At 45.9% G+C, this 23,367-nt stretch carries 21 protein-coding genes; 9 read left to right on the top strand and 12 right to left on the bottom strand.

Annotated features, from left to right (window positions below):
• Positions 1 to 22: 22 nt before the first annotated feature.
• A complete protein-coding gene (locus tag OB236_RS21660; RefSeq protein ID WP_262685849.1) occupies positions 23 to 880 on the bottom strand; it encodes a DUF92 domain-containing protein in 858 nt (285 codons plus the stop codon).
• A gap of 115 nt (positions 881 to 995) precedes the next feature.
• Here OB236_RS21660 and OB236_RS21655 point away from each other — a divergent pair, with 115 nt between their 5' ends.
• Positions 996 to 2,192 carry an HD domain-containing phosphohydrolase gene (locus tag OB236_RS21655; RefSeq protein WP_262685848.1) on the top strand — a complete coding sequence of 399 codons (1,197 nt, stop codon included), beginning with the start codon at positions 996 to 998 and terminating at the stop codon, positions 2,190 to 2,192.
• 26 nt (positions 2,193 to 2,218) lie between these two features.
• Here the strand turns inward: OB236_RS21655 and OB236_RS21650 are convergent, their stop codons facing one another.
• On the bottom strand, positions 2,219 to 2,845 hold the full coding sequence (locus OB236_RS21650) for a fumarylacetoacetate hydrolase family protein (protein ID WP_262685847.1): 627 nt from the start codon (positions 2,843 to 2,845) through the stop codon (positions 2,219 to 2,221).
• A gap of 202 nt (positions 2,846 to 3,047) precedes the next feature.
• Here OB236_RS21650 and OB236_RS21645 point away from each other — a divergent pair, with 202 nt between their 5' ends.
• Positions 3,048 to 3,971, top strand: coding sequence for an AEC family transporter (locus OB236_RS21645; protein ID WP_262685846.1), 924 nt, complete (start codon positions 3,048 to 3,050; stop codon positions 3,969 to 3,971).
• On the opposite strand, the gene OB236_RS21640 is transcribed toward OB236_RS21645, so the two are convergent.
• Positions 3,965 to 4,870, bottom strand: coding sequence for an AraC family transcriptional regulator (locus tag OB236_RS21640; RefSeq protein WP_076229170.1), 906 nt, complete (start codon positions 4,868 to 4,870; stop codon positions 3,965 to 3,967). The genes OB236_RS21645 and OB236_RS21640 overlap by 7 nt on opposite strands.
• A 279-nt stretch (positions 4,871 to 5,149) precedes the next feature.
• Here OB236_RS21640 and OB236_RS21635 point away from each other — a divergent pair, with 279 nt between their 5' ends.
• Positions 5,150 to 7,333, top strand: a complete 2,184-nt coding sequence (locus tag OB236_RS21635; protein ID WP_262685845.1) for a glycoside hydrolase family 78 protein — start codon at positions 5,150 to 5,152, stop codon at positions 7,331 to 7,333.
• A gap of 54 nt (positions 7,334 to 7,387) precedes the next feature.
• Positions 7,388 to 8,395 (top strand): LLM class flavin-dependent oxidoreductase, encoded by a 1,008-nt coding sequence (locus OB236_RS21630; protein ID WP_262685844.1) that lies wholly within the window; start codon positions 7,388 to 7,390, stop codon positions 8,393 to 8,395.
• A gap of 15 nt (positions 8,396 to 8,410) precedes the next feature.
• Here the strand turns inward: OB236_RS21630 and OB236_RS21625 are convergent, their stop codons facing one another.
• Complete coding sequence (locus tag OB236_RS21625; protein WP_262685843.1) at positions 8,411 to 9,808, bottom strand: CapA family protein; 1,398 nt, start codon at positions 9,806 to 9,808, stop codon at positions 8,411 to 8,413.
• Between the two features lie 416 nt (positions 9,809 to 10,224).
• Here OB236_RS21625 and OB236_RS21620 point away from each other — a divergent pair, with 416 nt between their 5' ends.
• The 5 genes from OB236_RS21620 (at position 10,225) to OB236_RS21600 (ending at position 14,519) form a co-directional block, all read left to right on the top strand.
• Entirely contained in the window at positions 10,225 to 11,001 is a 777-nt protein-coding gene (locus tag OB236_RS21620; protein WP_262685842.1) for an ABC transporter permease, read from the top strand.
• Positions 10,998 to 11,789, top strand: coding sequence for an ABC transporter permease (locus OB236_RS21615; protein WP_262685841.1), 792 nt, complete (start codon positions 10,998 to 11,000; stop codon positions 11,787 to 11,789). The genes OB236_RS21620 and OB236_RS21615 overlap by 4 nt, the downstream gene beginning before the upstream one ends.
• 39 nt (positions 11,790 to 11,828) lie before the next feature.
• Entirely contained in the window at positions 11,829 to 12,797 is a 969-nt protein-coding gene (locus OB236_RS21610) for an ABC transporter ATP-binding protein (RefSeq protein WP_262685840.1), read from the top strand.
• 125 nt (positions 12,798 to 12,922) lie between these two features.
• The gene (locus OB236_RS21605; RefSeq protein ID WP_076229164.1) at positions 12,923 to 14,170 is read left to right on the top strand and encodes an MFS transporter; all 1,248 of its coding nucleotides are present in this window, start codon (positions 12,923 to 12,925) and stop codon (positions 14,168 to 14,170) included.
• Between the two features lie 163 nt (positions 14,171 to 14,333).
• Positions 14,334 to 14,519: a hypothetical protein gene (locus tag OB236_RS21600; protein WP_076229163.1), complete on the top strand. Its 186-nt coding sequence runs from the start codon at positions 14,334 to 14,336 to the stop codon at positions 14,517 to 14,519.
• A 141-nt stretch (positions 14,520 to 14,660) separates the two neighbouring features.
• On the opposite strand, the gene OB236_RS21595 is transcribed toward OB236_RS21600, so the two are convergent.
• The 8 genes from OB236_RS21595 to OB236_RS21560 form a co-directional block, all read right to left on the bottom strand.
• Positions 14,661 to 15,905: an MFS transporter gene (locus OB236_RS21595; protein WP_262685933.1), complete on the bottom strand. Its 1,245-nt coding sequence runs from the start codon at positions 15,903 to 15,905 to the stop codon at positions 14,661 to 14,663.
• A gap of 322 nt (positions 15,906 to 16,227) precedes the next feature.
• Positions 16,228 to 16,779 (bottom strand): hypothetical protein, encoded by a 552-nt coding sequence (locus OB236_RS21590; protein ID WP_262685839.1) that lies wholly within the window; start codon positions 16,777 to 16,779, stop codon positions 16,228 to 16,230.
• Between the two features lie 368 nt (positions 16,780 to 17,147).
• Positions 17,148 to 18,458 (bottom strand): ABC transporter substrate-binding protein, encoded by a 1,311-nt coding sequence (locus OB236_RS21585; protein WP_262685838.1) that lies wholly within the window; start codon positions 18,456 to 18,458, stop codon positions 17,148 to 17,150.
• Between the two features lie 27 nt (positions 18,459 to 18,485).
• Positions 18,486 to 19,652 (bottom strand): efflux RND transporter periplasmic adaptor subunit, encoded by a 1,167-nt coding sequence (locus OB236_RS21580; protein ID WP_262685837.1) that lies wholly within the window; start codon positions 19,650 to 19,652, stop codon positions 18,486 to 18,488.
• A 110-nt stretch (positions 19,653 to 19,762) separates the two neighbouring features.
• Positions 19,763 to 20,593: a carbohydrate ABC transporter permease gene (locus OB236_RS21575; protein WP_408638506.1), complete on the bottom strand. Its 831-nt coding sequence runs from the start codon at positions 20,591 to 20,593 to the stop codon at positions 19,763 to 19,765.
• A 59-nt stretch (positions 20,594 to 20,652) separates the two neighbouring features.
• A complete protein-coding gene (locus OB236_RS21570; RefSeq protein WP_262685835.1) occupies positions 20,653 to 21,564 on the bottom strand; it encodes a carbohydrate ABC transporter permease in 912 nt (303 codons plus the stop codon).
• A gap of 102 nt (positions 21,565 to 21,666) precedes the next feature.
• Complete coding sequence (locus OB236_RS21565; RefSeq protein ID WP_262685932.1) at positions 21,667 to 22,776, bottom strand: sensor histidine kinase; 1,110 nt, start codon at positions 22,774 to 22,776, stop codon at positions 21,667 to 21,669.
• A gap of 12 nt (positions 22,777 to 22,788) precedes the next feature.
• Positions 22,789 to 23,304, bottom strand: coding sequence for a VanZ family protein (locus tag OB236_RS21560; protein ID WP_262685834.1), 516 nt, complete (start codon positions 23,302 to 23,304; stop codon positions 22,789 to 22,791).
• Positions 23,305 to 23,367: the final 63 nt, after the last annotated feature.

The raw sequence follows: 23,367 nt of genomic DNA, 5'->3' as shown, positions 1-23,367 counted from the left end.
ATTTAGGGAGCCTCATCCATTTTCAGATATACAAGTAAATGAATCCTGCACTTACAGCACCGCCAATTCCTGAGCTGATAATATTGACCGTATCATTCGTCATCCATGAAGCTCCGCGAATACGAATTGCCTGTGTATCGTTGCAATGACGTTTTTTTTCTATTTCCTTACCGCAGACCGGACAGCGATACATGACCTGCCATACCGCTCCCAGCCAGGAGTCCGACAGCGAGCCTGCCATACCGCCAAGAGCACCTGATAAGAGCAGTCCTATAACACCTACAGCCGAAGTAACGACGATGGAAGAAGCAGCAGCGGCCCCACTGATAGGCTGTCCCCAACCCGTACTTGTGAAAGCCCAGCCCGCCAAACCGATCAGCAGCCCACCGGATAAAGATGCCGCAAGTCCCGCAGCTGTTATTCCGCCGGAGGTGCCAGTTGGAACTCTTCGCCCGCTCACTATGGAACGTGGCAGCGAACGGCTTAAACCGCCGATTTCTGTTGCCCATGTATCTGCATTGACTGCAGCCATAATGCCCATGAAAGCAGCCCACCACAGCGAGTGCGGCCATATGCTGTTACCCAAGCAAAGCAGCGTTCCCAAGCCTCCGTTGGCTACTACCTGTCCGGCATCCCTCCTGCCAGACTTTGCATAGTTGCTTTCAACGACTGCTTTACGCTTATGCTTCCACTTCGTGAGCATGGTGGAGGTAAGGAAAAAGACCATAAGAGTCCCATACCACGGCAATCCTCCAAGCGCATACAACAAGGTCCCTACGATTACCGCAGCGATAGCTCCAGAGACAGATAAAGATTGTTTGCGCCAGGCTGCCCATGCAATGAATGAACTGCACGCCAAACCGATCAACCAGTCCAACATGAATTGTTTTCCTCCATTATTCGATAAAATTCTACAATATATATTTACAGAACTATTGCATTATAATATGATTTTCTTAGTTGAAAAAACGCAAAACCCCAGGGAGGGTATTAACGTGCATGAAGCTGATCCGTTTGGGACACTCAAAATAAAGAAAAATCTCGAGCCCGAAGAAATGCTTCTCGTTATTTTTGATTATGCAGCCAAAATAGCGAACGAGCGACGACTGGATCATTTGATTATGCTAATGGCTGATATGGGCCGCGAGATGGTTGTTTCAGATCGATGTACGGTATGGCTTATAGATAAACAAAACAATGAATTATATTCCACAGTTGCGCATGGCGTTCCCCAACTCAGACTTCCCCGAGATGCAGGCTTGGTCGGGCACTCAATAACGACAGGACAACCTATTTTCATAGAGGATGCCTACGTAAATACCGAGTTCAAGGATGTATTGGAAAGTGGCGCAATTGCCATGGATCTCAAAACCGGTTATCGCACCAAAGCATTGATGGTCATTCCGTTCCGTAATAATGAGGGCGAAATAATGGGAGCTTATCAGGCTGTTAATAAGCTCACCGTCGAGGAGCAATTTTCCAAAAAGGATTTAGAGCATCTCACCTTGGCCGCCTCCTATGCAGGAAAATCTCTGGAATCCGCCCTGCTCTCCAATGAAATTGAAGAAACCCAAAAAGAAATCATCTTCACAATGGGAGAGATCGGCGAGAGCCGTTCCAAGGAAACTGGCAATCATGTCAAACGGGTAGCTGAATACTCTTACATCCTGGCCAAACAACTAGGTATGAGCCACGAGGAAGCCGAGTTATTGAAAATCGCTTCGCCTATGCACGACATCGGCAAGGTCGCCATTCCCGACTCTGTACTAAAGAAGCCCGGCAAGCTGACAGATGAAGAATTCGATATCATGAAAGCGCACACCAATATCGGGTATGGGTTATTGAAAAATTCAAGTCGCCGCATCTTGAAAACAGCTGCTATCGTCGCTCATCAGCATCACGAGAAATGGAATGGCCGTGGCTACCCACAAGGAATCCAAGGTGAGGAAATCCATATCTATGGACGTATTACCGCTATTGCCGACGTATTTGATGCACTTGGCAGTGAGCGGGTGTATAAGCAGGCTTGGGAGTTGGATCGTATTCTCAATCTGTTCAAGGAAGAACGAGGCCAGCATTTCGATCCAATGGTCGTCGATGCTTTTATGGCACAGCTGCCAGAGATTCTCAAGGTACGTGAGCTGTATTCGGATGCTGCCTTGGCTGAAAAGGACAAAGGAGGAATCGCTTAACAGAGCGATCCTCCTTATTGGTCTTATTACGTTAATCCGATTGTAAACTCGCCCATAGCCTCTGATCCCCATAGCAGCTCGAATTTGTCACCAGAGCTGACAGCACCGACACCAGCAGGAGTACCCGTATAAATAATATCTCCTTTACCTAAACCATAATTCACGGCAATATAATCAACAATGACCTGAAGATTAAAAATCATATCATTCACATTACCCCGTTGAGCCTCAGTACCATTAATTCGCAATGAAAACTCCGTTTGTCTTACTTCCTCATAACCTTTGAACGGACGGAATACCGTTAAGGCAGCCGAATTCAAAAAACCTTTGGCTGGAAGCCATGGTTGGCCCTTTTTCTTAATCACAGACTGTACATCACGCAGTGTAAAATCAATTCCAAGCGCCATCGTATCGATCAAGCTGTCTATGGACATACCAGCCTCGTAATTGTGTCCAATATGCACAACCAGCTCGGTTTCAAAATGGACCTCTCCTTTATCCCCGGGAAGCGTGATCGTCTGCCCATGGATTGGGGTAAGTGCATGGGTGGGTTTCGTGAAAATCATCGGTTCATCAGGGATGTCATTCCCAAGCTCCGCAGCATGTAAGCCATAATTGCGTCCAACACAATAAATATTGCGAATCAACTCCATGATCCAACACTTCCTTCGCTCTTATCTAATCGGATACCCACGACTCAAATTATAGAACAGACGACCCCAATACTCAAATGGATATCATAATCTATCGTCTCTTCATAAATACCTATCGCAATTATAGGCTTTATCTCTTGGACAGTTATTTACTTGTAGCGTAAAGTAAAAAGTACAGTCTGTATGTGAAGGGGCTTTCATCATGCTGCAAACATTTTTTTCTACCATATATCATGTATTTCTACCGATTTCATTACCTGTGATTGGCGGTATGCTGCTCAGACGCTACCGTGGACTGGACACAAAAGCCATATCCACGCTCTCCTTGTATGTGCTGAGCCCGGCATTAATCTTCGATACGCTGACAAAGGCACAGCTGTCATTTGATGATGTCTACAAAACAGTCGCCTTCAGTGTCCTCAACTTGCTGCTGCTATGGGGAATTGCAAGTATACTCGGACGTGTGCTCAAGCTTCCGCCAGCAGAACGTGCAGGTTTAACCATGGTCTCCACGTTCACGAACAGTGTTAATTATGGCTTGCCGCTGGTGCTGCTGGCATTTGGTCAGCTTGGTCTTGAAAAGGCTTCTGTATATGTAATCGGGCAAATTTTTATCGTGAATACCATTGGTGTTTATTTCGCTGCTCGGTCCCACTTTTCCGTTCGTCAGGCCATGAAGTCTATTCTTACCCTTCCCTCCATCTATGCAGCTGCGCTGGCCGTGATCGTTCGCAGCCTTCACATGGGTATTCCCGAAGGTTTGGATAAAGGGATCATGATGCTATCCACCGCATACGCTCCCGTCGTACTGACCGTCCTCGGCGCACAAATGGTGAACAGCCGCTCGGCAGCCTGGAAGCCAGGCCTGCAGAAGGCACTGTGGACCGGCATCTCGATTCGGCTTCTGCTCTCGCCTCTTCTGGCGCTGCTCGTGTTGGCCATACTGCATATCGACGGAACTTTATTTTCGGTGCTCTTCATCCTGGCTTCGATGCCGGCAGCGGTTAATGCTTTTATGCTGGCTGAGCAATTCGACGCTTCCCCCCAGTTCGTTGCACGCTGCATTTTGTGGACTACATTAGCTTCATTCCTCGTATTGCCTTTTGTGATTGCTCTGATTCAATAAGGAGCAGCCGCCCTGGGGTTACCACTTCGATATTTGTGGCGAAACTCCCTTGGCGGCATCCCGATCTGCTGCTTGAACAACTTATTATAATAGCTCACATCACCCACCCCTACCCGCTCGGCCACGCGAATAACAGGTTCATCCGTCTCCCTCAACCATTTTAAAGAAGCCTGAATGCGAACCTCATTGCGGTATTCGGTAAATGTTTTGCCTATAGTCTGCTTGAACTTATGAGTAAAGCTGGTTTTACTCATTCCGCACATCTGACAAATTTCCTCCAATTGAAACGGCTCCGCATAATGCAGCTCCAGAAATGCACAAAGCTCGCGAATCCCTGAATGCTCAGGGCGAAACCAGGTCTGTACCAACCGCTCTTCGTAGCAGCGACTCAGCCACACCAACAGCTCTATCAGCAACGCTTTTATCGAAATCCGATAGCCCAGTGCCTTATGGTCAAATTCCTCAATGATCCGCTCCAGACGCAGTTGAACCTCCTGAGCTTCGGGAAGTGACAATTTCAGATGGGATTCGAAATCGGCCTTTTGCCTGAGGAAGGGCTCCACATAAAAAAAGTTCATAAACGAGGAGACCTTCGACAAAGCCTGCAGCTCAGCCTCAAGAAACGACGAGATGAATAAAATATTATAAACCTTGAGCGGAGCCGTTCCGATGACTCGGTAATCATGCTCCACATCCGGCGGTATGACGAAAATATCCCCTTTTGATATCGGATAGGAATGCCCCTTGTACAAGTGCTCGCCAAAGCCATCGGCCACATAGACCAGCTCAATAAAATCGTGGGTGTGCGGATTCATCACTCTCTCTGGCAAGGTTGGATAAGGGAATGCTGCGAATGGAAATTCCTCGCTCTCCAGGTATTTTTCCTTCGGATAGAGCATGTGCGATCCTCCTTAAAAATCCGGCGAATTAGTCCGCTATCCGGCTAATCATTGTTCCCGGATATGCTTCTACAAAATTATTTGTCCGCTTTGCTCATTATTGTAGACGAGCAGCCTGGGCATAACAAGTCCTCCTTTTGCCAAAAGGGATCACAAGCGGTCAATTATCCGGGTTTATAGGTAGATATTCCAAGAAATACTCATTAGAATTCCCTATACTTATAGGGGGAGATACGGAGTCATAGTCTCTACAAATCGAATACGCAAAGGAGTCAAGGTATGAACAAGCAATGGGAAGCTGAGTGGATTTCGGACGCTGCTTTTATCGGTCTGGAGCCGATCGATTTGTTTCATAAAGAAATGGAGCCGAAGGAACTGCCCGATCATCGAGAGGACCTCAAAAATCTGCATATGCTGGCGAGAAAGACTTGGAGGCTGGACGATGATTTCACCGATGCCTTACTCGAGCTTACAGCTGACGATTACTATAAGGTATATATAAACGGACAATTCGTAGGACAGGGCCCTGCTCAAGGTAATTATTTTCATTATTATTATAATCGCTTCGATATCACACCTTATTTGCGAAAAGGTAATAACGTTATTGCCGTTCATGTCTATTATCAGGGCTTGATCTGTCGTTCCTATAACAGCGGGGATTATCGTCAAGGCTTAATTGCCGAAGTGTCGGTCGATGGACAGCTTGTAGCGAAAACCGATGAGACCTGGAAGGTAACCCGAAATAAAGCTTACGTTAGCGGCGATATTATTGGCTATAACACCCAGTACCTGGAGCATATCGATAATCGCCTTCAACCTTTTGGATGGCAGGAGCTCGACTATCAGGCGGCGGACTGGACTTACGCTTCTGTCCATGCTGCAGATGATCACCAGCTGCAGCTGCAGCCTACTCCACCACTTGCTGTCTACACGGTCAAGCCAGTTAAGATAACCTCGCTTGCAGAGGAAAGTTATGTAGTGGATTTTGGCGGGGAATTAACCGGACAGTTCCAGATGCGCGCTCAGGGCAAGGACGGACAGCAGATCGAGCTTCGCTGTGGTGAGGAGCTGCTGGACAATGAGCGTGTTCGTTACGAGATGCGATGCAACTGTACCTATCAGGAGCATTGGACCTTGTCAGGCGGTAATGATGTGTTAGATATGTATGACTACAAAGCTTTTCGGTATGTTGAGGTACTCGCCGACTCCGGTGTTCACATTGATACAGATAGCTTTGCAGCTGTTGTCAGGCACTACCCGCTCGATGAGGAAGCTTGTCTTTTTGAATCGTCAGATTCCATGTTGAACGCGATTTGGGAGATTTGCACAAATGGTCTGAAATTTGGCTCGCAGGAAAATTATGTGGATTGTCCTTCCCGGGAAAAGGGACAATATCTCGGTGACAATACGGTCATTACTCACGCCCATACTTATGTATCTGGCGATTTACGGCTGTTCCGAAAATCACTTATGGATTTTGCCTTATTATCCTCGCATGTGTGTCCGGGTATTATGGCTGTAGCTCCGGGCCACTTTATGCAGGAGATAGCCGATTTTTCGTTCCAATGGCCGATTCAACTGCTTGAATATTATAAGCAGAGCGGTGACGAAGCCTTTTTGCGTGAAATGTATCCTGTAGCTGAGGGGATGCTTCGGCATTTTGTAGCTTACCTGCGGGAAGACGGATTGCTCGCCCATGTAACCGACAAGTGGAATCTGGTGGATTGGCCGGAGGGTATGCGTGACGAATATGACTTTCCATTGACTAGACCGGTTGGTGAAGGCTGCCATAATGTAGTTAATGCATTTTTTTATGGAGCACGGGTTGCCGTGAGGCAAATTCGCAGTATCCTACAAGTGGAGGAGACTGACGATTTAGACAGCTTCAAACAGGCGTTCCGACAGGTGTTCTGGAATGAGCAGACGAGGCTGTTCGTGGATGCAGAGGGATCGAAGCATTCTTCCCTGCATGCGAATGCGCTGCCGTTATTGTTCGGTCTGGTCGATACTGAGGAGAATCAGGCTGTAGTCGAATTACTGCGGAGCAAGCGTTTGAACTGCGGCGTATATATGGCATATTTTTTATTAAAAGCTTTGGCTGCTGCCGGAGAGCATGCGCTTGTGTATGACCTGATCCGCTCGGAGGAGCTGCATTCGTGGGGCAATATGGTCAAAGAAGGCGCCACAACCTGCTTCGAGGCATGGTCTAAGGATTTGAAATGGAATACCAGCTTATGCCATCCATGGGCTAGTGCACCTATTCCTCTGCTGATTGAAGAGATTATCGGAATTAAGCCAGCTGCTGCGGGATGGAAGGAAGTCAGCTTTAACCCTCACATACCGGATACGCTTGAATGGCTGTGCATTTCGTTTGAAGTGCCTGCGGGTACGATTCGATTTGAGCACAAACTCGGACATTCGAAGCTTATACTTCCTGAGGGTGTTAGCTTGAGACCAAATTGAATGCTTTGACCAACTGAACATTTTCTGTTACAGTTTAACCTAGAGGTGAAGAAAATGATCAAGCTTGGTATTTTGGATCAATCCCATATAGGTGAAGGTAAAACTGCTTCAGACGCACTTAGAGAAACAACGCTGCTGGCTCAAGAGGCTGATAAGCTCGGCTACTCCCGTTACTGGGTATCAGAGCATCATGCATCCAAGGCACTCGCGCATTCAAGCCCGGAAATTCTGATCGCACATCTTGCTGCAGCAACGGCAAAGATTCGGCTGGGTTCCGGTGGCATTATGCTTCCGCATTACAGCGCCTATAAGGTTGCGGAAAATTTCAGACTGCTCGAAGCTTTGCATCCAGGGCGGATCGATCTGGGTTTGGGGCGCGCTCCTGGCGGCATGCCACTCGCTACAAGAGCTCTTCAGGAAAATAAATTTGTGGATATTAACCAATACCCGCAGCAGGTTAGAGATTTGACGGGCTATTTGCATCAAGCAATGCCTCCTGAGCATCCGTTTGCCAGACTGCATGCGTCCCCTTCTATTCCGACCGCACCCGAGCTATGGCTGCTGGGTTCCAGTGATGAGAGCGCCAAGATTGCTGCAAGACAAGGTGCTGCTTATGCATTTGCTCAGTTTTTTGGTGTACCCGGAGGTGAGTCTGCGATGCAATATTATCATGAGCATTTTCAGCCGTCCATCTTAAACGATCGCCCACGAACTCTTGCCGCTGTTCTGGCCATATGTGCAGATAGCGAGGAAGAAGCCAATATGCTGGCAACCAGTACAGACTTGTTTTTCCTTCGCCTGGAGTTGGGTTTAGAGCTCAATACTTTTCCTTCCTTCGAAAGCGCCATGGATTATCCGTACACCGAAGCAGATCTGGAGCGCATACGGATACGTCGTCAGCGGCGCATCGTAGGCACTCCAGGGCAGGTAAAGAGCAAGCTGCTGGAAATTAGTGAGCTGTATAAAACCGATGAATTGCTTGTAGTCACTCCAACTCATGATTTCGAAGCACGGTTAAAATCTTACCGACTTCTTGCGACAGAATTCGGATTGTATAGTTAGTTACAGGTTTTAAGGCTATGGATTCACCGCTCCGGATTGCGACGGCTTGGTCGTTGCTGGAGCGGTATTTGGTTTGGGAGTCTGTGAAGGCTGCTGTGTTGATGGCTTGGTCGGCTGTACAGGTTTAGTCTCTCCTGTCTTCTTGTCTGCCGGTTTATCTGCAGCAGGTGGTTTGGCTGGAGCCACAATATCTGATATTGGCTGCTTGGTTGGGCCTGCAGTAATTTTACCATCGTTCGCGACAATAGCATTAAAGGATATTCTTGACATCCGTTCAAACAGCTTTAATCCTTCTGCCTCCGGCATGCGGACGGGCTGGGCGCCTTTGGTCAGTACAGGCAGCATCTGCAAATTGCACTTGCGATCCTTGGTACATTCCGCATCAAGCACCATCGTCTCCCAGGTCATCGGCTCCGCATTGGTCGTGAAGATGAAGTTACCCAGGCTGTAGGCAATCCATTTTCCATTATACTGCTCAAAGCCCTGAAGCACATGCGGATGGCTGGCTACAACCAAATCGGCACCCTGATCAATATATTTGTGCGCGAGATCGGTCTGTTCCTTGGCTGCAACGTCCTGGCGTTCAATACCCCAATGAGTGATGACTACAACGAGATCAGCCACCTCGCGAGCATTCGCAATGGCCTCCAAGGGGAGCTTCGTTGAATAAGTTTCGGCTACGCCAGGTTTCTGCTTGCCTGCATACCATCCGGCATCAGGCGCATTACGGCTGAATCCGAGAAAAGCAATCTTGATGCCATTACGCTCCATAATAACCGGTCTGTAGGCTTCGTCAATATTGCGCCCCGTACCTACCCACTTGATATCCACTTTGTCCAACGCATCCATTGTGTCCAACAGCGCATCCATTCCATAATCAAGAATATGGTTGTTAGCTGTATTGACGAGATCGATACCGGCATCTTTTAGTGCAGGCAATGCTTCAGGTGATGAACGATATATGTAATCCTTGCTTTGTGCCGTTCCCCGTGACGAGATCGGTGTTTCCAGATTGGCTACGGTAATATCAGCTTTCTCCAGATATTCCTTCATGTACCGATAAGGATAGTCCCAACCGTTCTTGATTAATAATTGTTCTACATTGCCTGCAAACATCACATCGCCGACAAACGTAAGCTTAACGCTTGAACGATTCGTACTCGTACTGCCGCTCGAATTAGCCGCAGGCTTGGTACCAGGTGCTTGACCGTTGAGATTGCTGCCATCGCTTGGCTTGTCCGTCGTTCCATTGCTGCTTGTGCCATTCCCAGCGTTACCACTCGCTGCAGCATTTGATGGCTTAGCGACTTCCGTTTTACTTGTAGTGCCACCTGATGCCGCTGCAGGTGCCGTTGCAGCTGGCGGAGCTGGCAGCGCCTTATCAGAATCCTTGCCAAACAACCAAATTAACAAATAACTAAAACATGCTATCGTTACTAAACCTATGATTCCGAGAGTTATCCACGTATTTCTCTTGATCTTATTGACATCGCGATGTTTGACAGCTCGAGTTTCTATGACGATCTTCTCCTTCTGTAACCGGTTCATTGAGTTTGCAAACAGAAACACCTTGCTAGTATACCAAATTTTCATTCATAGAGCATGAATCAAAACTCACAAAAAAACAGTTGCCAAAGTCAACCCAAATTTGCTATTATGATTGTCCGTCCTCTTTGCACCCTTACATAACAACCCTCTTGTTAGTATCTTCAACAGCTGTACTCACCCTTTACGCACGTGTCTCAGAACTACCCTTTTCAAACAGAAAATCATCGATGTACTTGCTGCCGTTACCAGCAGGTGCGACAACTTCATTACAGGAGGTGTGTATGCTTTTTACCGTTTTAATAAAAAAAGCGTATGACCGCAACTTGCAGTACCGAGCCTCGCATGCAATCAATACGGTTGCCAGTGCGATCTTCGGGCTTATTTACGTCTCTATTTGGAAAGGCGTAGGGACAACAGGCGGAGCAAGCGGTTATACACTGGAAACTGTCATTCATTATGTAGCATTTAATCAGGTCTGTTTATGGATTACAGTTTTTATGACCAAAGGACTCGGTATTGACCAATCCGTACGTACCGGACAAATCGCGCTTGATCTCATGCGGCCTGTTCACCTTTTTTATCATTTAATGTGCCGGGAATGGGGGCAAATCGCCTACCAGCTTCTCTATAAATCATTACCTATCTATCTGCTCTATATGTGGACATTGGACTTACCGGTTCCGAGCAGCGCTTCCACATGGGCTTTAACTATCACAGCACTCATTTTGGCCGCCTATATGAGCATTTGCATCAACTATATGATAGGTGTAGCTGCGTTATGGACGACCGAATCGCAATGGCTATTCTGGGTGCATATCTCGCTCTCCTCCGTTTTATCCGGCTTCCTGATCCCGAATGACTGGCTGCCCGTCTGGCTGCAAGGTATAGCGAGAATGACTCCCTATCCGTATATGCAGTATGTGCCCACCAAACTTTATCTCGGTATGGAAGGTGCACCCATTCTCCTGGGAAGCCTGATCTGGTCCTTATTTCTGACCTTGCTATGCTTTGCCGCTACAGCGATCGTTCGCCATAAAGTGGAGGTGCAAGGAGGATGAATGCGTTTCGTATGTACTCCCTTCTGATCCGTGCCAGTATCGTCAGTAAGATGCAGTACAAATTTAATTTTTGGTTCTCGACGGTGCTTGCTTTTGTGGTCAACACGATGGAATTTTTGCTAATCTCCATCATTTTATGGAAATTCGGTAGTATCAAGGGCTGGAATTTATATGAAGTGGGATACTTGTATGGCACTATTCTGCTGTCCAAAGCGATTTACCGAACATTGGCCAGTGATGTCCATCACCTGGAAAAATACCTGGTTTCCGGTGATCTCGACCAGCTGCTTATCCGTCCCATCCCGCTGCTGCTGGCGCTCATGACTCAAAATTTCCGAATTATGCTGGCGGAATACATTCAAGGCGGCATCATCCTGACGGTTTGTGTACACGAGATGTTGCAATCTGGGCAGATTGAGCTTTGGGCCATTCCGCAAACAGCTGTCGTTATTATAATCGGAGCCGTCATTTTGTTCGCAATCGGGCTTGGTACGGCCACCTTCGGCTTTTGGATTACAAGAGTCAGCGATTTGCAAAATGTAACTGAAGACGCGGCTCGCACAGCTGTACAGTATCCGATGAGTTTATATCCAAAGTGGCTTCAAGGTATTTTACTGACCGTGATTCCTGTCGGAGCTGCCAATTATTTACCCGCCCTGTATGTGCTTCGCCATGAATTCGGGTTTTGGCTAATCCCGGCTATCGGCTTGTTCGCCGCTTTATTCCTGTTCGCTATGCTGCAGTTCTGGAAGCTCGGTATGTCTAGATATCAAAGCACGGGAAGCTGAACCCTATATAAATAAACGATCTATCAAAGGAGCTGTTCCATGATTGAGGTATCAGGTTTAAGTAAATCATTTCGGATTCCGCTTGTTGGTCAAGGACGCTGGCAGCGGATTCGGTCTTATATTAGCGGGGCTCATCAGGAAAAAATCGCGGTCAACGACATTAGTTTTATCGTCGAACGCGGCGAGTTTGTCGGCTATATCGGCCCGAATGGTGCTGGCAAATCGACCACGATCAAAATGCTGACCGGCATTCTGCACCCCTCCTCAGGTGAGGTGTTAATCGGTGGGTACAGCCCACACAAATTCAGGCGTCAGGTCGTACGCAAGCTTGGAGTCGTGTTCGGACAGCGCAGCCAGCTATGGTGGGATCTGCCCGTGAAGGATTCCTATGATATATTGGCTGCGATGTACGGCATCGAAAGAACGCAAAAGGAACGTACACTGGCTGAGCTAAGCGAGCTGCTCCAGCTTAAGGAATTTATCGATACGCCTGTACGTAAGCTATCGCTTGGGCAGCGTATGCGTGCCGATCTGGCTGCATCGATGCTGCATAACCCGGATATTTTATTTCTCGATGAGCCTACTATCGGACTCGATGTCGTAGCCAAAAAATCGATACGCAAGCTGCTTAAAGCCATGAACGGGGATTTTGGCAAAACGGTGCTGCTGACCACTCATGATATGGATGATATCGAGCAGCTATGTGAACGTGTAATGGTCATTAACCACGGCCAGCTTGCTTATGACGGAACCATTGATGGTTTGAGAGAGAAAATCGGATTGCCCACATTAATGAGAATCAGCTTTGCCGAGCCGATCCACGTGCCTCCTGAATGGAGCGGTGCTTTTCTGATTGTCGGCCAAACCGATAATGAGCTCACTGTTCAGTGCAATCGTAGGACTATTCAGGCAATGGATGTATTGAGGCAAATCGAGGAGTGGGGTACGATCTCCGATGTTCATATGGAGGAGCCCGATTTCGAGGAAGTCATTCATCGAATCTATTAGAAATTCATGCCTATACGGGAGATACTCGAGTCTGAGTATCTCTTTAAGCTGTTTGATGAGTTGGAGCAATCGAGTCCGATTATGTTATACTTCAACGTACATAGCAGGAAAAGAGGAGAACGGCCGTGGCACGTTGGAAGGTTAATTTAGCTGTATTATGTATAGGCCAGTTTTTGGTAATGAGTGGAATGACGATGATTACCCCCTTTTTACCGTTATACATACAAGAAATGGGTGTTACGGATCCTCATCACATTGCACTTTGGTCAGGATTTATTTTTGCAGGAAATTTTGTTACCTCATTTTTTTTCCAGCCGCTCTGGGGACGTTTGTCGGATCGATATGGACGCAAGGTGATGCTGCTTCGCTCCTCATTCGGAATGGCCGTCGTCATGACATTAATGGGTTTTGCCCACGATCCGACACAGCTGCTGCTGCTCAGGATTCTCAATGGTGTCATCTCTGGATTCATGCCGGCAGCGGTGGCCTTGATCTCAACCAATACACCCCGCGAGAAAAGTGGCTTCGCCATGGGTATGCTGCAATCGGGTGGGGTTGCAGGCTCGATTCTCGGTCCATTCATTGGTGGCTTGATGGCGGAATGGCTCGGATTTCGTTCTATTTTTTATGTGACCGGTGCTTTGTTATTCGGTGCCTCGATGGTCGCGCTGTTTCTCGTTAAAGAAAAATTCGATTTGGCCGAGGCCAAGAAGAAAACGAATATTACGATTGTCGAAGGCTTCCGTGTATTAATGAAGGTGAAGCAGCTGCCAGCGCTGTACGGGGTCACTTTTGTTATTCAGTTTTCGATGCTTGCTGCCATGCCGCTTATCCCCCTCTTCGTCCAGGATCTGCATGGGAAAGGCGAGCTGCTTGCTTTTTACGCGGGGCTTGTTGGATCGGTGACGGGCTTCTCCAATATGATAGCGTCTCCACTGCTCGGCAGATGGAGCGATCGAATCGGATCTGTTAAGATCTTGGCGGTTTGCTTGATTGGAGCAGGGCTATGCTATATTCCACAAGCACTCGTAACGAACATATGGCAGCTATTTGCCGCGAGGTTTATGCTCGGTGTGTTTATGGGCGGTATGCTGCCCTCGGTCCAAACACTAATTCGCAGCTACACCCCTAATGGTATGGAGAGCCGCTCCTACGGCTTTAACTCCAGCGCACTCAGTCTTGGTAACATGATGGGACCGATTATAGGTGGAGCTTTGTCCGGCTGGGTGAGCATTCGCGGGATTTTCATCATGTCCTGTATTATGCTGCTCGGCAACGCACTGTGGGTTCGTCGCACTTTGAGTGATCCACAGCTTCCAAAACAGACTATCCAAAAAGCCGGAAGCGCCTCTCACTCTGGAGACGATACCTAATACGGTCCGCATGACTCCGTATATTCCGACATATCCTTACTAAGTAACGCAGATTTAGTACACTTACAAGCAAACTGTTTTCTGTCATACGGAAAAGCCCAACCTATGCAATACCTACAACAACAGCTTGCCACAGCAAGCTATTAGGAGGTTCTCGCCCTGCATGAAGCTGGACATTAAAAAAATCCTGTTTATTATCGTTTGTGCCGAGCTACTGCTCTGGTATCGTTCTGTGATCGAGGTAAGGAATACGCACTATGAGATTGTGTACCATAATAATGAAGCTTATCATTGGAAGACACCCCAACCTGCAAGCAATCCGGCCGTATCCTTAAAACAAGCATCATAAATCATCTGGTAGAGGTTGTTCAAAAAGCCCGATTAGCACTTCAAGGTTGACGTTATAGTTAATATGGATTCAAAGAGCATATTATTGGTATAACCCTCCTATAGGAAATAATAGGAGGGTTATTTTTTAAAAATATAGTGTCTACGACTGGCTGATGCCCTCCGACATATCCGGCTCTTTCTGTCTCATGATCGGAATCATTACAAACGCTCCGAGAATGAACAGGATACCTGCGCCAGTATAGATCGTTACGAGCGGGTAGGCGTCTTTCAGTGTGCCGGCGAATGACATGGAGATGACCATCGTGCCAATGAACATCGGGGACAGAACACCATTGACCCGGCCCACGATAGATTGGTGTGACCATTTCAGGATCATCGTACTTATCCCGATATGGATGCACGGGAACACGAGTCCGTTCACAAACTGCACAATCAACGTTAATGGTACATTCGTTGAGTAACCAACGATGACCGTACATATGGCCCCCACCAGCATACCGACAGCCAGCAACAATTGCGGTGCGACCTTCTTCGCAAACACGGCAACGATGCCGCCTCCGATCAGCATTGCGGCACCATTTACCATGAGGATGTACTGCAGAAATTCCTTCGGCTGGCCGAGTCGTTCAGTTACGATGAACAGGCCGAGCGCTTGGGCGATGCCCACGGCGAGTCCTGCCAAAATGAATACCGCTCCCAGTGTCCGAAGCACTGGACTTTGCCAGACGTAACGGAAGCCCTCGTTGAACTCCTTACGAAATTGGCCTTTCGTTACTTCCGGACGCTGCTCCTCCTTATCCTTGGGCAGTCGTACCAGTATGAGCGCGGACAGCAGGAACGCAACCCCCATAACTGCAATTGAGGTCTTTAGGCCGAACGTGCTGTAAGTGAATGTACCAAGCATCGGCCCAAGCACCATGAAGATCGCCATCAATGACTGGAACAGCGCCATCCCCTGTTGCAATTGTTCTTCTGCAACATGCTGCTTAAACAACCGCATACTCGAAGGCTGTGAGAACTGTGAGAGAATTGCTGAAATGAAAGTGACTAGGAAGACGGACTGCCATGAACCGAACTGAATCATCAGCAACACGACGAACACCGAAACTGCAGACAACAAGTCACACCAGATCATCGTTCGCTTCGGCCGCCAACGATCGGCGAATGTTCCACCTATAAACGAGAACACGAAAATCGGCGCGAATTCGGCGACGCTAATCAATGATATGGCATACGGATTGTTATTTGTTTTATCCGCGATATAGAGCAGAATGGAAAAATTCCTCACCCAGATACCGATTTGCAGCAAAACGTTAGACAATAGTACAGTCTGAAGGAAACGGTTACCGAAAAGGCTCGGGGCTTTGTCGGCGTTTTGATGCATAGCCAATTTTTAACACTCCTTTTGTTATGCTACAACAAGATAGCAACAAGTATAATTTAGCGGCGCGATGCATCGCAGCCGGCCTAAGAATTCTTTCGTGTTTATTCTAGCATATAACAAATGTGATGGATTCTTTTTAATTGCTATTTTCGGGTACCAAATTGAGACAATTATACAACGAAGCTAAGTGTTCAGTCAGTGCGTATCCGGTAACATGTGACGCATAACTGCCCCTTCACAGGTGAACTAAAACCGGATGCCGAAGTAACGCTTTGCATTACCTTATTCGTTAGTCCAATTAACTATCTCACGGCTTCCAGCCTCAATTTGTTGTTCTGGCTTGCTCTTGCCCCAGTTTGTCGTAGCCGACGACCGTTATTTCATCAGCAGCAAGGGAAGAGTTGAAACTAACTATTCCAAGGAAATCCTGTCCCTCTGCCACTATCTTTTCTACAGATTCTTGCGCATTCTTTATAACCAACTTATGAATCTGAGAACCTTTTCTTACTCCAACTATAACCTCCTTGTTCCCAACGAATGTTTCCACTTGAATCAGGTTTTTGGAATGGCTAGCTGAATTAAATTTGTACCTATCTTTCTTTGCAATAGGTGAAAATGTGGCGATCCCAAATTCCCCTTCATAAGGGTGCACTTCAAATAAAGTATAGATTTGCTGTTCTTGGGTCAATGTCTTCAAAACACTAGTCCCCTTGCCTATGCTCAAATCGGTGGCGATTTGGATCTCCGATTCGTCCGCAGAAATATCGTGTACATTAAACGAGCCGCTTCCATCATCATTAACATGATTTAAAATAACAATACTTAAGAAAAACAAGGCAGTAACCAATACCAGGGCAGTTACAATTCTTTTCATCATACACCTCCAAAATCTATAGACGGACGAATATTAGAAAAGGTTTCCATTAATGTTCTATTGGTGACATGAAAGTAGTTTGGGGGGAACAGCAGCGGATTGATATTACAATCGGGGATCTTGAACAATGGTATTACAAGGGTATTGGAGGAATCGAGTATTCCCGCTATCTTTACTTTAAAGACGGCTTATTTTATAAATAATACGATGATCTACTAAGAAGTACATAATCAAATTTGCAGTTCAACAATGAAGCACACCCTTTACATTTTATTACTAAAAACTGTAAAGGGTTGCCCCCATATGTTTAGAACCCTTCCCATTCACAACGGCCGAATATGCTCAAGAACCCTCACTTACAATGTTTCCTACTCGTTTAAAAAGGTTGTCGCCTTGTTCTGAATTAGCTTGGCTACTTCCTCCGCAGACTTTTGTTCGCTAAAGAATGATCTGGACTCATCTCCTATTATGGAAATCACTTTACCATCCGCGTTCGAATAGTTATTCGCTGTACTAATGAACTGTTTGAACTGGGTAAATTCTTCGTCAGACACCTTAGGGGCTTTTCCGTCTGGAAGTTTGTACTTTCCGCTTTTAACTTGATTCTGAATGTCGTTCAACTGCTTCTCATTCACAGATTTAAGCAGTGAAAATCCTTGCCTTCCTTGCAGGGATTGTCCTTCTTCGGATAACAAGAAGGCAATAACCTTCCAAGCCTCCTCTTTAACCGAAGATTTGGCTTGAATGGCGAACTGGGAAGCAGTGATAATCCTCGCTCCTCCTGCTTGTTCTGGTTTTTGCAGCAACTTCGGATTTGAGAAAAATTGGTGCTGACCATTAATTAAGTCTGCTGGTGATTGCAACAGGGCAGAATAGAACATCTGCTTGCCTATATCCGCTGGTTCTGAAGTCATGACTTTATCATCGTACATTTTCTTAATTTGTTGCATCATTCCCACGAAAAAGGGAGAGTCGAACTTTGCCTTTTTCGTTGAATGATCAACGAACTCTGCGTATTTATCCACAACCAATTCTTGAAGGAGGAGTTCCGGCGGGTCATTCGCTAAAGCGTAGCGGCGCTCCTTGCCGCTCTCTCCCAGTTTTTTCGAAATCTTTTCAAACTCCTTCCAGGTCCATTTCTTATCGTCGACATTCGTGTTCTTAAGTATGTCCCCATCGCCTATGAACGCACGGAGGGAGAATCCTAATGGCATAGCATATAAACCGCCATTCTGCTTCAAAACATCCAGAATGTTCGCTTGCAAATCGTTTGTATTCAGCGATTTGTCTTTCATCATGGTCTCATCCATGTTCAGGAGAAGCTTTTTGCTCACATAATCGTCGATAGGTAAACTGCTTATTTCGAAGATATCCGGGCCTTTCCCTGAAAGCAAGGCTGTATTCATCGTTTTTTTGTACTTTTCATAATCCTCTGAAATTTGAATTTGCAGATCGATGTCTGGATTCTTTTCTTCAAACTTTTTCTCTACCGTCTTAAAAAATGCGTTCGATTCTTGCATAGCCGTAGGCCATACTTGCATCGCCAAAGTAACGACCTTTTTCCCTTCATTGATTACCGGCTTCTCAGTATTTGTCAGTTCCTTGCTGCCTTCAGAACTGCATGCGGCCATAGACGTTGTTAAAATACCAATAGACATTATACACTGCCACTTTTTCATCGAACGAATACCTCCTGGAGTTTTTTGTCAAAAACGAACACGATTTCCCTCTTGTAAAGGCTCACTGCTTTCCATAATAATCAGGTCGTCCTTATAGAGGCTTTCCGCTTTAATCATTGTTTCTTTTCCATTCGTCTCACTGGACTGAATTCGAACTTTACGAGTAACAAAGATATTGCCTAATGCCCCCCTCTGCTCGTCAATTTTGTAAACGAACAGGCCGTCGCGATCTTGATGAATCGTCGTATTGGATATGACTAGTCCCTCTTGGTTTGAGCGTTTCTCCAATTTGAACTCTGCCTTCTCACCCCCTCTCAGATCGGAATCAATGACCTTTATGCGAAGTGTCTTCTGTTCAATCGTTTGGGTAGGCCCTGCTTCTTCTACAGATGTGCTCTGGGTACGAGGTTGTGTATTCGCCACTTCATCAATCGTGCCGTCGATCATACGGATTTGTTGTTGGTCTCTTTCTGCTACTGTATGTACCTTGACCTCTATCTTCTCTCCGATCGAAATCCCCAGGCTGGAAAGTATCGTTGAATCAACAGAAATATCCAAACGATAGCCCAGGCTGCTATTCGAGATAAGAACGTCCGGTTCCCCCGCTGTTATTACCCCTTCAATGGCATTCAATTTATTAATAATGCCATTGAACGGAGCGTTCATTTCCTGTTGGCTTGTCAGACGGTCTCTCAGCTCGTTAATTTTACGTTCCTGCATGCCGAGATCAAGTTTACGTGTTTCAATATTGCGGCTTGCAGCCCGAATCTTGAATTCGTCCCCTTCCGTCGTTGACAGAATGAACTGATCTTGAACATTCTGCAGCTCGATTTTCTGCTTGTCCAAGTTTGTTAATTCATCTTCCAATTCTCGTTCAGCAGATTTGCTGTCATAGATGATTAGCTTTTGCCCCTTCTTCACACGATCTCCTTCTTTTACAAGAATCGTTTGGACCTTCCAGCCAGCAGGGTTCGATAATCTCGTTTCGGCGAACGGTTGCACCATACCGCTGCCTTCAAGCGTAAATAAAAGACTTCCGTTAACCAGCTTTTCTGTTCTCACTTTCGGCAAGGTCAGTGACTGCAGCGTGTTGCTGAACAACGTGAAAAATATTAACAATCCCATAAAAACAATGAACACGACTTGAATGCTCCGTTTGCGCCTACGATCACCCAGTTCTTTTTCTAACTCCATATTCCGTCTTTCTCCTCCTAAGAAACTTTCCGTTGGAAAGTTTTCTTCTTAAGCATTGTCTGAGTTTTACATTGGAAATACTTGCATGATAAGCATCGGTTTTACAAAAATTACCCCTTGATGCCAGACAATTGAATGCCTTCAATGAAATACGTTTCCGCATACAGAAACAGCAGCACCATCGGAGCCATGTAGAGCATGGATGCAGCAAAAGCAATCCCCAGCTCGCCATTGATCTTCGATAAATAAACGGATAACGGCTGCTTGAATGGATCGTCCAGAAAAATAAGCGGCTGCTCCACCATGTTCCAATAATCGACGAACAATAAAATAACGAGTGCAGCCAAACCCGGTTTGATCATCGGAATAATAATCTTGTAGAAAATTCGTAAATGTCCGGCTCCATCCATCTTGGCCGCTTCGATGTAGACATATGGAATATCCAGCATGAACTGCCTGAGCATAAACACACCGAACGCTGCGAATATTCCAGGCAATATAATAGCGTTGGAACTATTCAGCAGACCAAGCTTATCCGACATAATATAATTCGGAATTAGCGTTACTTGGAATGGCATGAGCATCGTCAAGACATAAACGAGAAACAAGTGTTCCCGGCCGCGAAATTGCAGCTTCGAAAAGGCGTACGCAGCAAGTGCTGCTACGAGGGTTTGTCCTGCGATGATCGGCACTACCATATATACCGAATTCCAAAACATCGTCAGATATCTCGGATTGTCAACCAACACCTTGCCATACTGCTCCATGGACACTTGATCCGGCAGCAATTTTAAATTCACAAAAGGATTTGCTTTCCCGACAGTCGCTTGGTTCATCTGTCCAATGGGTCCATAATTGATGCCAATTTCTAGTTCTGTCATGAGCGAATTGGTGAAGGTGATCGCAATCGGGAATAATAACAGGACTCCTATAGCACCCATGAAGACCGTTAACGCACTTTTTTGTAATAGTTTGGCAACTTGCACGTTCTTCCTTCCCCCTATTCCATGAACTGCCGATATCGGCGTTCAAGAGCAAACAAGCCCATGACAATCAGAAGAATACAGATGACCATCAAGGTCGCCGCGGCAGTCAGCTTCTGAATATTGAGCGACGTGAACATGTTGTTCATATAGTGCTGCATCATGTATATACTGTCATGCGGATAATCGCCTGCGATCAAATACGTTTCCCGAAAAACTTTAAACGAATTAATGATCGACATGATGACGACAAAGAACATCGTGGATGTTAAATAAACAAGTGTAATACTGCCAAACTGGCGTAAACGCCCTGCCCCTTCAATTTGGGCGGTTTCGTAATAATCCTTCGGGATTTGCTGTAGTCCCGCCAAAAATAAAATTACGTTATAGCCGATGTTCTTCCATACATAAACGACAATGATTACATTTCGGGCCGCATCGGTCTTCATCCAATCCACACGTTCGATTCCGAAGCCGTTCAGCCAGGCGTTCAAGGAGCCGTTCCAATCGAACAGCATTTGCCAGATCAGAATAATCGAGGCGACGGGAACGACAAGCGGCAGCACATATGCAGTCCGCAGCCATTTGCGCAGATATATATTTTTATGCAATAGCATCGCCAAACCCAACGACAGCGCAAGTAAAAGCGGAACACAAACGGCGCTAAAATAAAATGTATTGGATGACGCTTTTCGGAAGGAATTGCTCGCAAGCAGTTCGCGATAATTATCCAAGCCAACGAATTGGCCGTCGATCGTTCTATCCATGAAGGAGTAGAACAACCCCATGACAAACGGAATAAGGTAAAACAATGCAAATCCAACACCGCTTGGTGCGAGAAATATCCATGCAGCCGCTGAATCCTTGTGAATCCATTTTTTTATTTTCTTTTTCATAATGAAGCCATGCCAAAAACCCCACTTGTTCATTCACAGTTTCCTCCTCCCCATTCATACATTTAGAATAGGGCAGGCTGTTAAATAAAAAAGTGGGGTAAATATAAAATTTTCCTTAAATGATTAGCACAAAAGTTAGTCGAGTGCCTCGGATGCCATTTTTTGCGGGAAACGGACTTCAAAAAGCGTACGAATTAAACTGCTTTGGGCCGAAATTGTGCCTTGATGCTCCGCTACAATGTTTTTCGCAATAGACAAGCCAAGACCGGTGCTCCCCTCACGATGAATTCGCGCTTGATCGCCGGTAAAAAACATATCGAAGATATGCGGTAGCTCTTCCGGAGGTATGCAATCCCCATAATTGACTACTTGAATCACCATATCTTCTGCATCAATATTGCAATTAATATCAATAAACTGACCATCTTTTCCATAGCGAATGGCATTCGTCAGCAGATTTTCAAATACACGTGCCAATAGCTCTCCGTCGCCCCAAATAGTCAAATGCGGATTCACATTCAATCGAGTTGTTAGGTTGTTTTTCTCAAAGGCAGGGTATAGCTCCTCATTTAACTGGATGAGAAGCTCGCTCAGATCGATTGGTTGTTTTTCAAGGGTAAGCTTGCCATAGTTCATTCGTGTTATTTCGAATAGCTCATCAATGAGCTTTTCTAAGCGTTGAGATTTGGTATAAGCAATGCTCGTATAGTGCTTGATTTGTTCGGCAGACAGCTGATCGTCCTGAAGAATGAAATCCAAATAACCTAAAATCGAAGTCAGCGGCGTACGCAAATCGTGAGCCAAATTGAGGACCAATTGTTCCTTGCTGTTTTCTGCAAGGTCTCCTCTCTCCAAAGCTTGCTGCAATTTTTGACTGGCTAGATTGATGTCTCTCGCAATATCCCCGAATTCATCTTTGGATGGAATACGTATACGACTGTTGAAATCACCCTTTGCAAGCTGATTAATGCCGCTGGATATTTCTTGAAAATAACCCACGTATCTTTTGGTGAGGAGAAAGAAAAACAAAATCGAGAGAGGAATGAAAATAAGCAAAAAGAAGTTAACATCCCCAATATCTCTCACGAAATAACGAAATTTTGTCAATGGATTTTCGAACATGGTCGTATAATAAAAGAGTTGGAGAATCTTATAGATGATATAGGTAATAACAGCGGAAAAAAGCATACTTGATCCAAACAGTTGAATCATTTTAAAGCGAAAGCTCCTGGTCATTACAGCCATTGAAAGCATATATCATATGGGCCTCCCTTTTGTTTGGAGTGTAGTTGCCATAAACTTAGCGCATACTTTGCAAGCGATGAAGCCAATCAAGCCTCCACTGGAATTTAGTATAAGATCATCGACGTCAAAACTTCCAATAGAGAATAAGGCCTGCGCACTTTCCAAGATTAGACTTAAACCTAAAGAAAGTGTGAACGCGCCTATCAAAGATATTTTTTTGTTTCTTAGCATGAAACCAAGAAAAATACCGAATGGCATGAATATCGCAATATTCCCAATCATGTTAATTAGATCATGAATCGATAAAACATGAATCGATCTGGATATTTCTTTAAAGGGGATCAGATTACCTTTTTGCAATCGCCTGGTGATATCATCCGGGTTTCCCAGACTCTGCTTAAGTTGCTGCCTGAGAAATGTCATATCAATCGCACCGAACTTAAACAGAATAATTTTGAATAATGCGTACACATATAAGACAAACAGTGCATGGATTTTCAAATTATTCAACGATCTCTTACGTTTCATTCCCATCTCACCTTCTTGAGTCTCCTGAGCCCAAAAAAAAACCATTTCTTCATCCTTAGTTTC

Source organism: Paenibacillus baimaensis (assembly GCF_025567575.1).
This window is presented reverse-complemented; position numbering and strand designations above follow the sequence as displayed.

What these genes read in the sequence shown, in the direction of transcription:
- OB236_RS21650 (WP_262685847.1), bottom strand. Translation starts at nt 2,845, where the DNA reads ATGGAGTTGATTCGCAATATTTATTGTGTTGGACGCAATTATGGCTTA.
- OB236_RS21565 (WP_262685932.1), bottom strand. Translation starts at nt 22,776, where the DNA reads ATGGCTGTAATGACCAGGAGCTTTCGCTTTAAAATGATTCAACTGTTT.
- OB236_RS21615 (WP_262685841.1), top strand. Translation starts at nt 10,998, where the DNA reads ATGAATGCGTTTCGTATGTACTCCCTTCTGATCCGTGCCAGTATCGTC.
- OB236_RS21645 (WP_262685846.1), top strand. Translation starts at nt 3,048, where the DNA reads ATGCTGCAAACATTTTTTTCTACCATATATCATGTATTTCTACCGATT.
- OB236_RS21595 (WP_262685933.1), bottom strand. Translation starts at nt 15,905, where the DNA reads ATGCATCAAAACGCCGACAAAGCCCCGAGCCTTTTCGGTAACCGTTTC.
- OB236_RS21560 (WP_262685834.1), bottom strand. Translation starts at nt 23,304, where the DNA reads ATGAAACGTAAGAGATCGTTGAATAATTTGAAAATCCATGCACTGTTT.
- OB236_RS21570 (WP_262685835.1), bottom strand. Translation starts at nt 21,564, where the DNA reads ATGAACAAGTGGGGTTTTTGGCATGGCTTCATTATGAAAAAGAAAATA.
- OB236_RS21660 (WP_262685849.1), bottom strand. Translation starts at nt 880, where the DNA reads ATGTTGGACTGGTTGATCGGTTTGGCGTGCAGTTCATTCATTGCATGG.
- OB236_RS21600 (WP_076229163.1), top strand. Translation starts at nt 14,334, where the DNA reads ATGAAGCTGGACATTAAAAAAATCCTGTTTATTATCGTTTGTGCCGAG.
- OB236_RS21580 (WP_262685837.1), bottom strand. Translation starts at nt 19,652, where the DNA reads ATGGAGTTAGAAAAAGAACTGGGTGATCGTAGGCGCAAACGGAGCATT.
- OB236_RS21585 (WP_262685838.1), bottom strand. Translation starts at nt 18,458, where the DNA reads ATGAAAAAGTGGCAGTGTATAATGTCTATTGGTATTTTAACAACGTCT.
- OB236_RS21610 (WP_262685840.1), top strand. Translation starts at nt 11,829, where the DNA reads ATGATTGAGGTATCAGGTTTAAGTAAATCATTTCGGATTCCGCTTGTT.
- OB236_RS21620 (WP_262685842.1), top strand. Translation starts at nt 10,225, where the DNA reads ATGCTTTTTACCGTTTTAATAAAAAAAGCGTATGACCGCAACTTGCAG.
- OB236_RS21630 (WP_262685844.1), top strand. Translation starts at nt 7,388, where the DNA reads ATGATCAAGCTTGGTATTTTGGATCAATCCCATATAGGTGAAGGTAAA.
- OB236_RS21575 (WP_408638506.1), bottom strand. Translation starts at nt 20,593, where the DNA reads ATGGGTGCTATAGGAGTCCTGTTATTATTCCCGATTGCGATCACCTTC.
- OB236_RS21640 (WP_076229170.1), bottom strand. Translation starts at nt 4,870, where the DNA reads ATGCTCTATCCGAAGGAAAAATACCTGGAGAGCGAGGAATTTCCATTC.
- OB236_RS21590 (WP_262685839.1), bottom strand. Translation starts at nt 16,779, where the DNA reads ATGAAAAGAATTGTAACTGCCCTGGTATTGGTTACTGCCTTGTTTTTC.
- OB236_RS21635 (WP_262685845.1), top strand. Translation starts at nt 5,150, where the DNA reads ATGAACAAGCAATGGGAAGCTGAGTGGATTTCGGACGCTGCTTTTATC.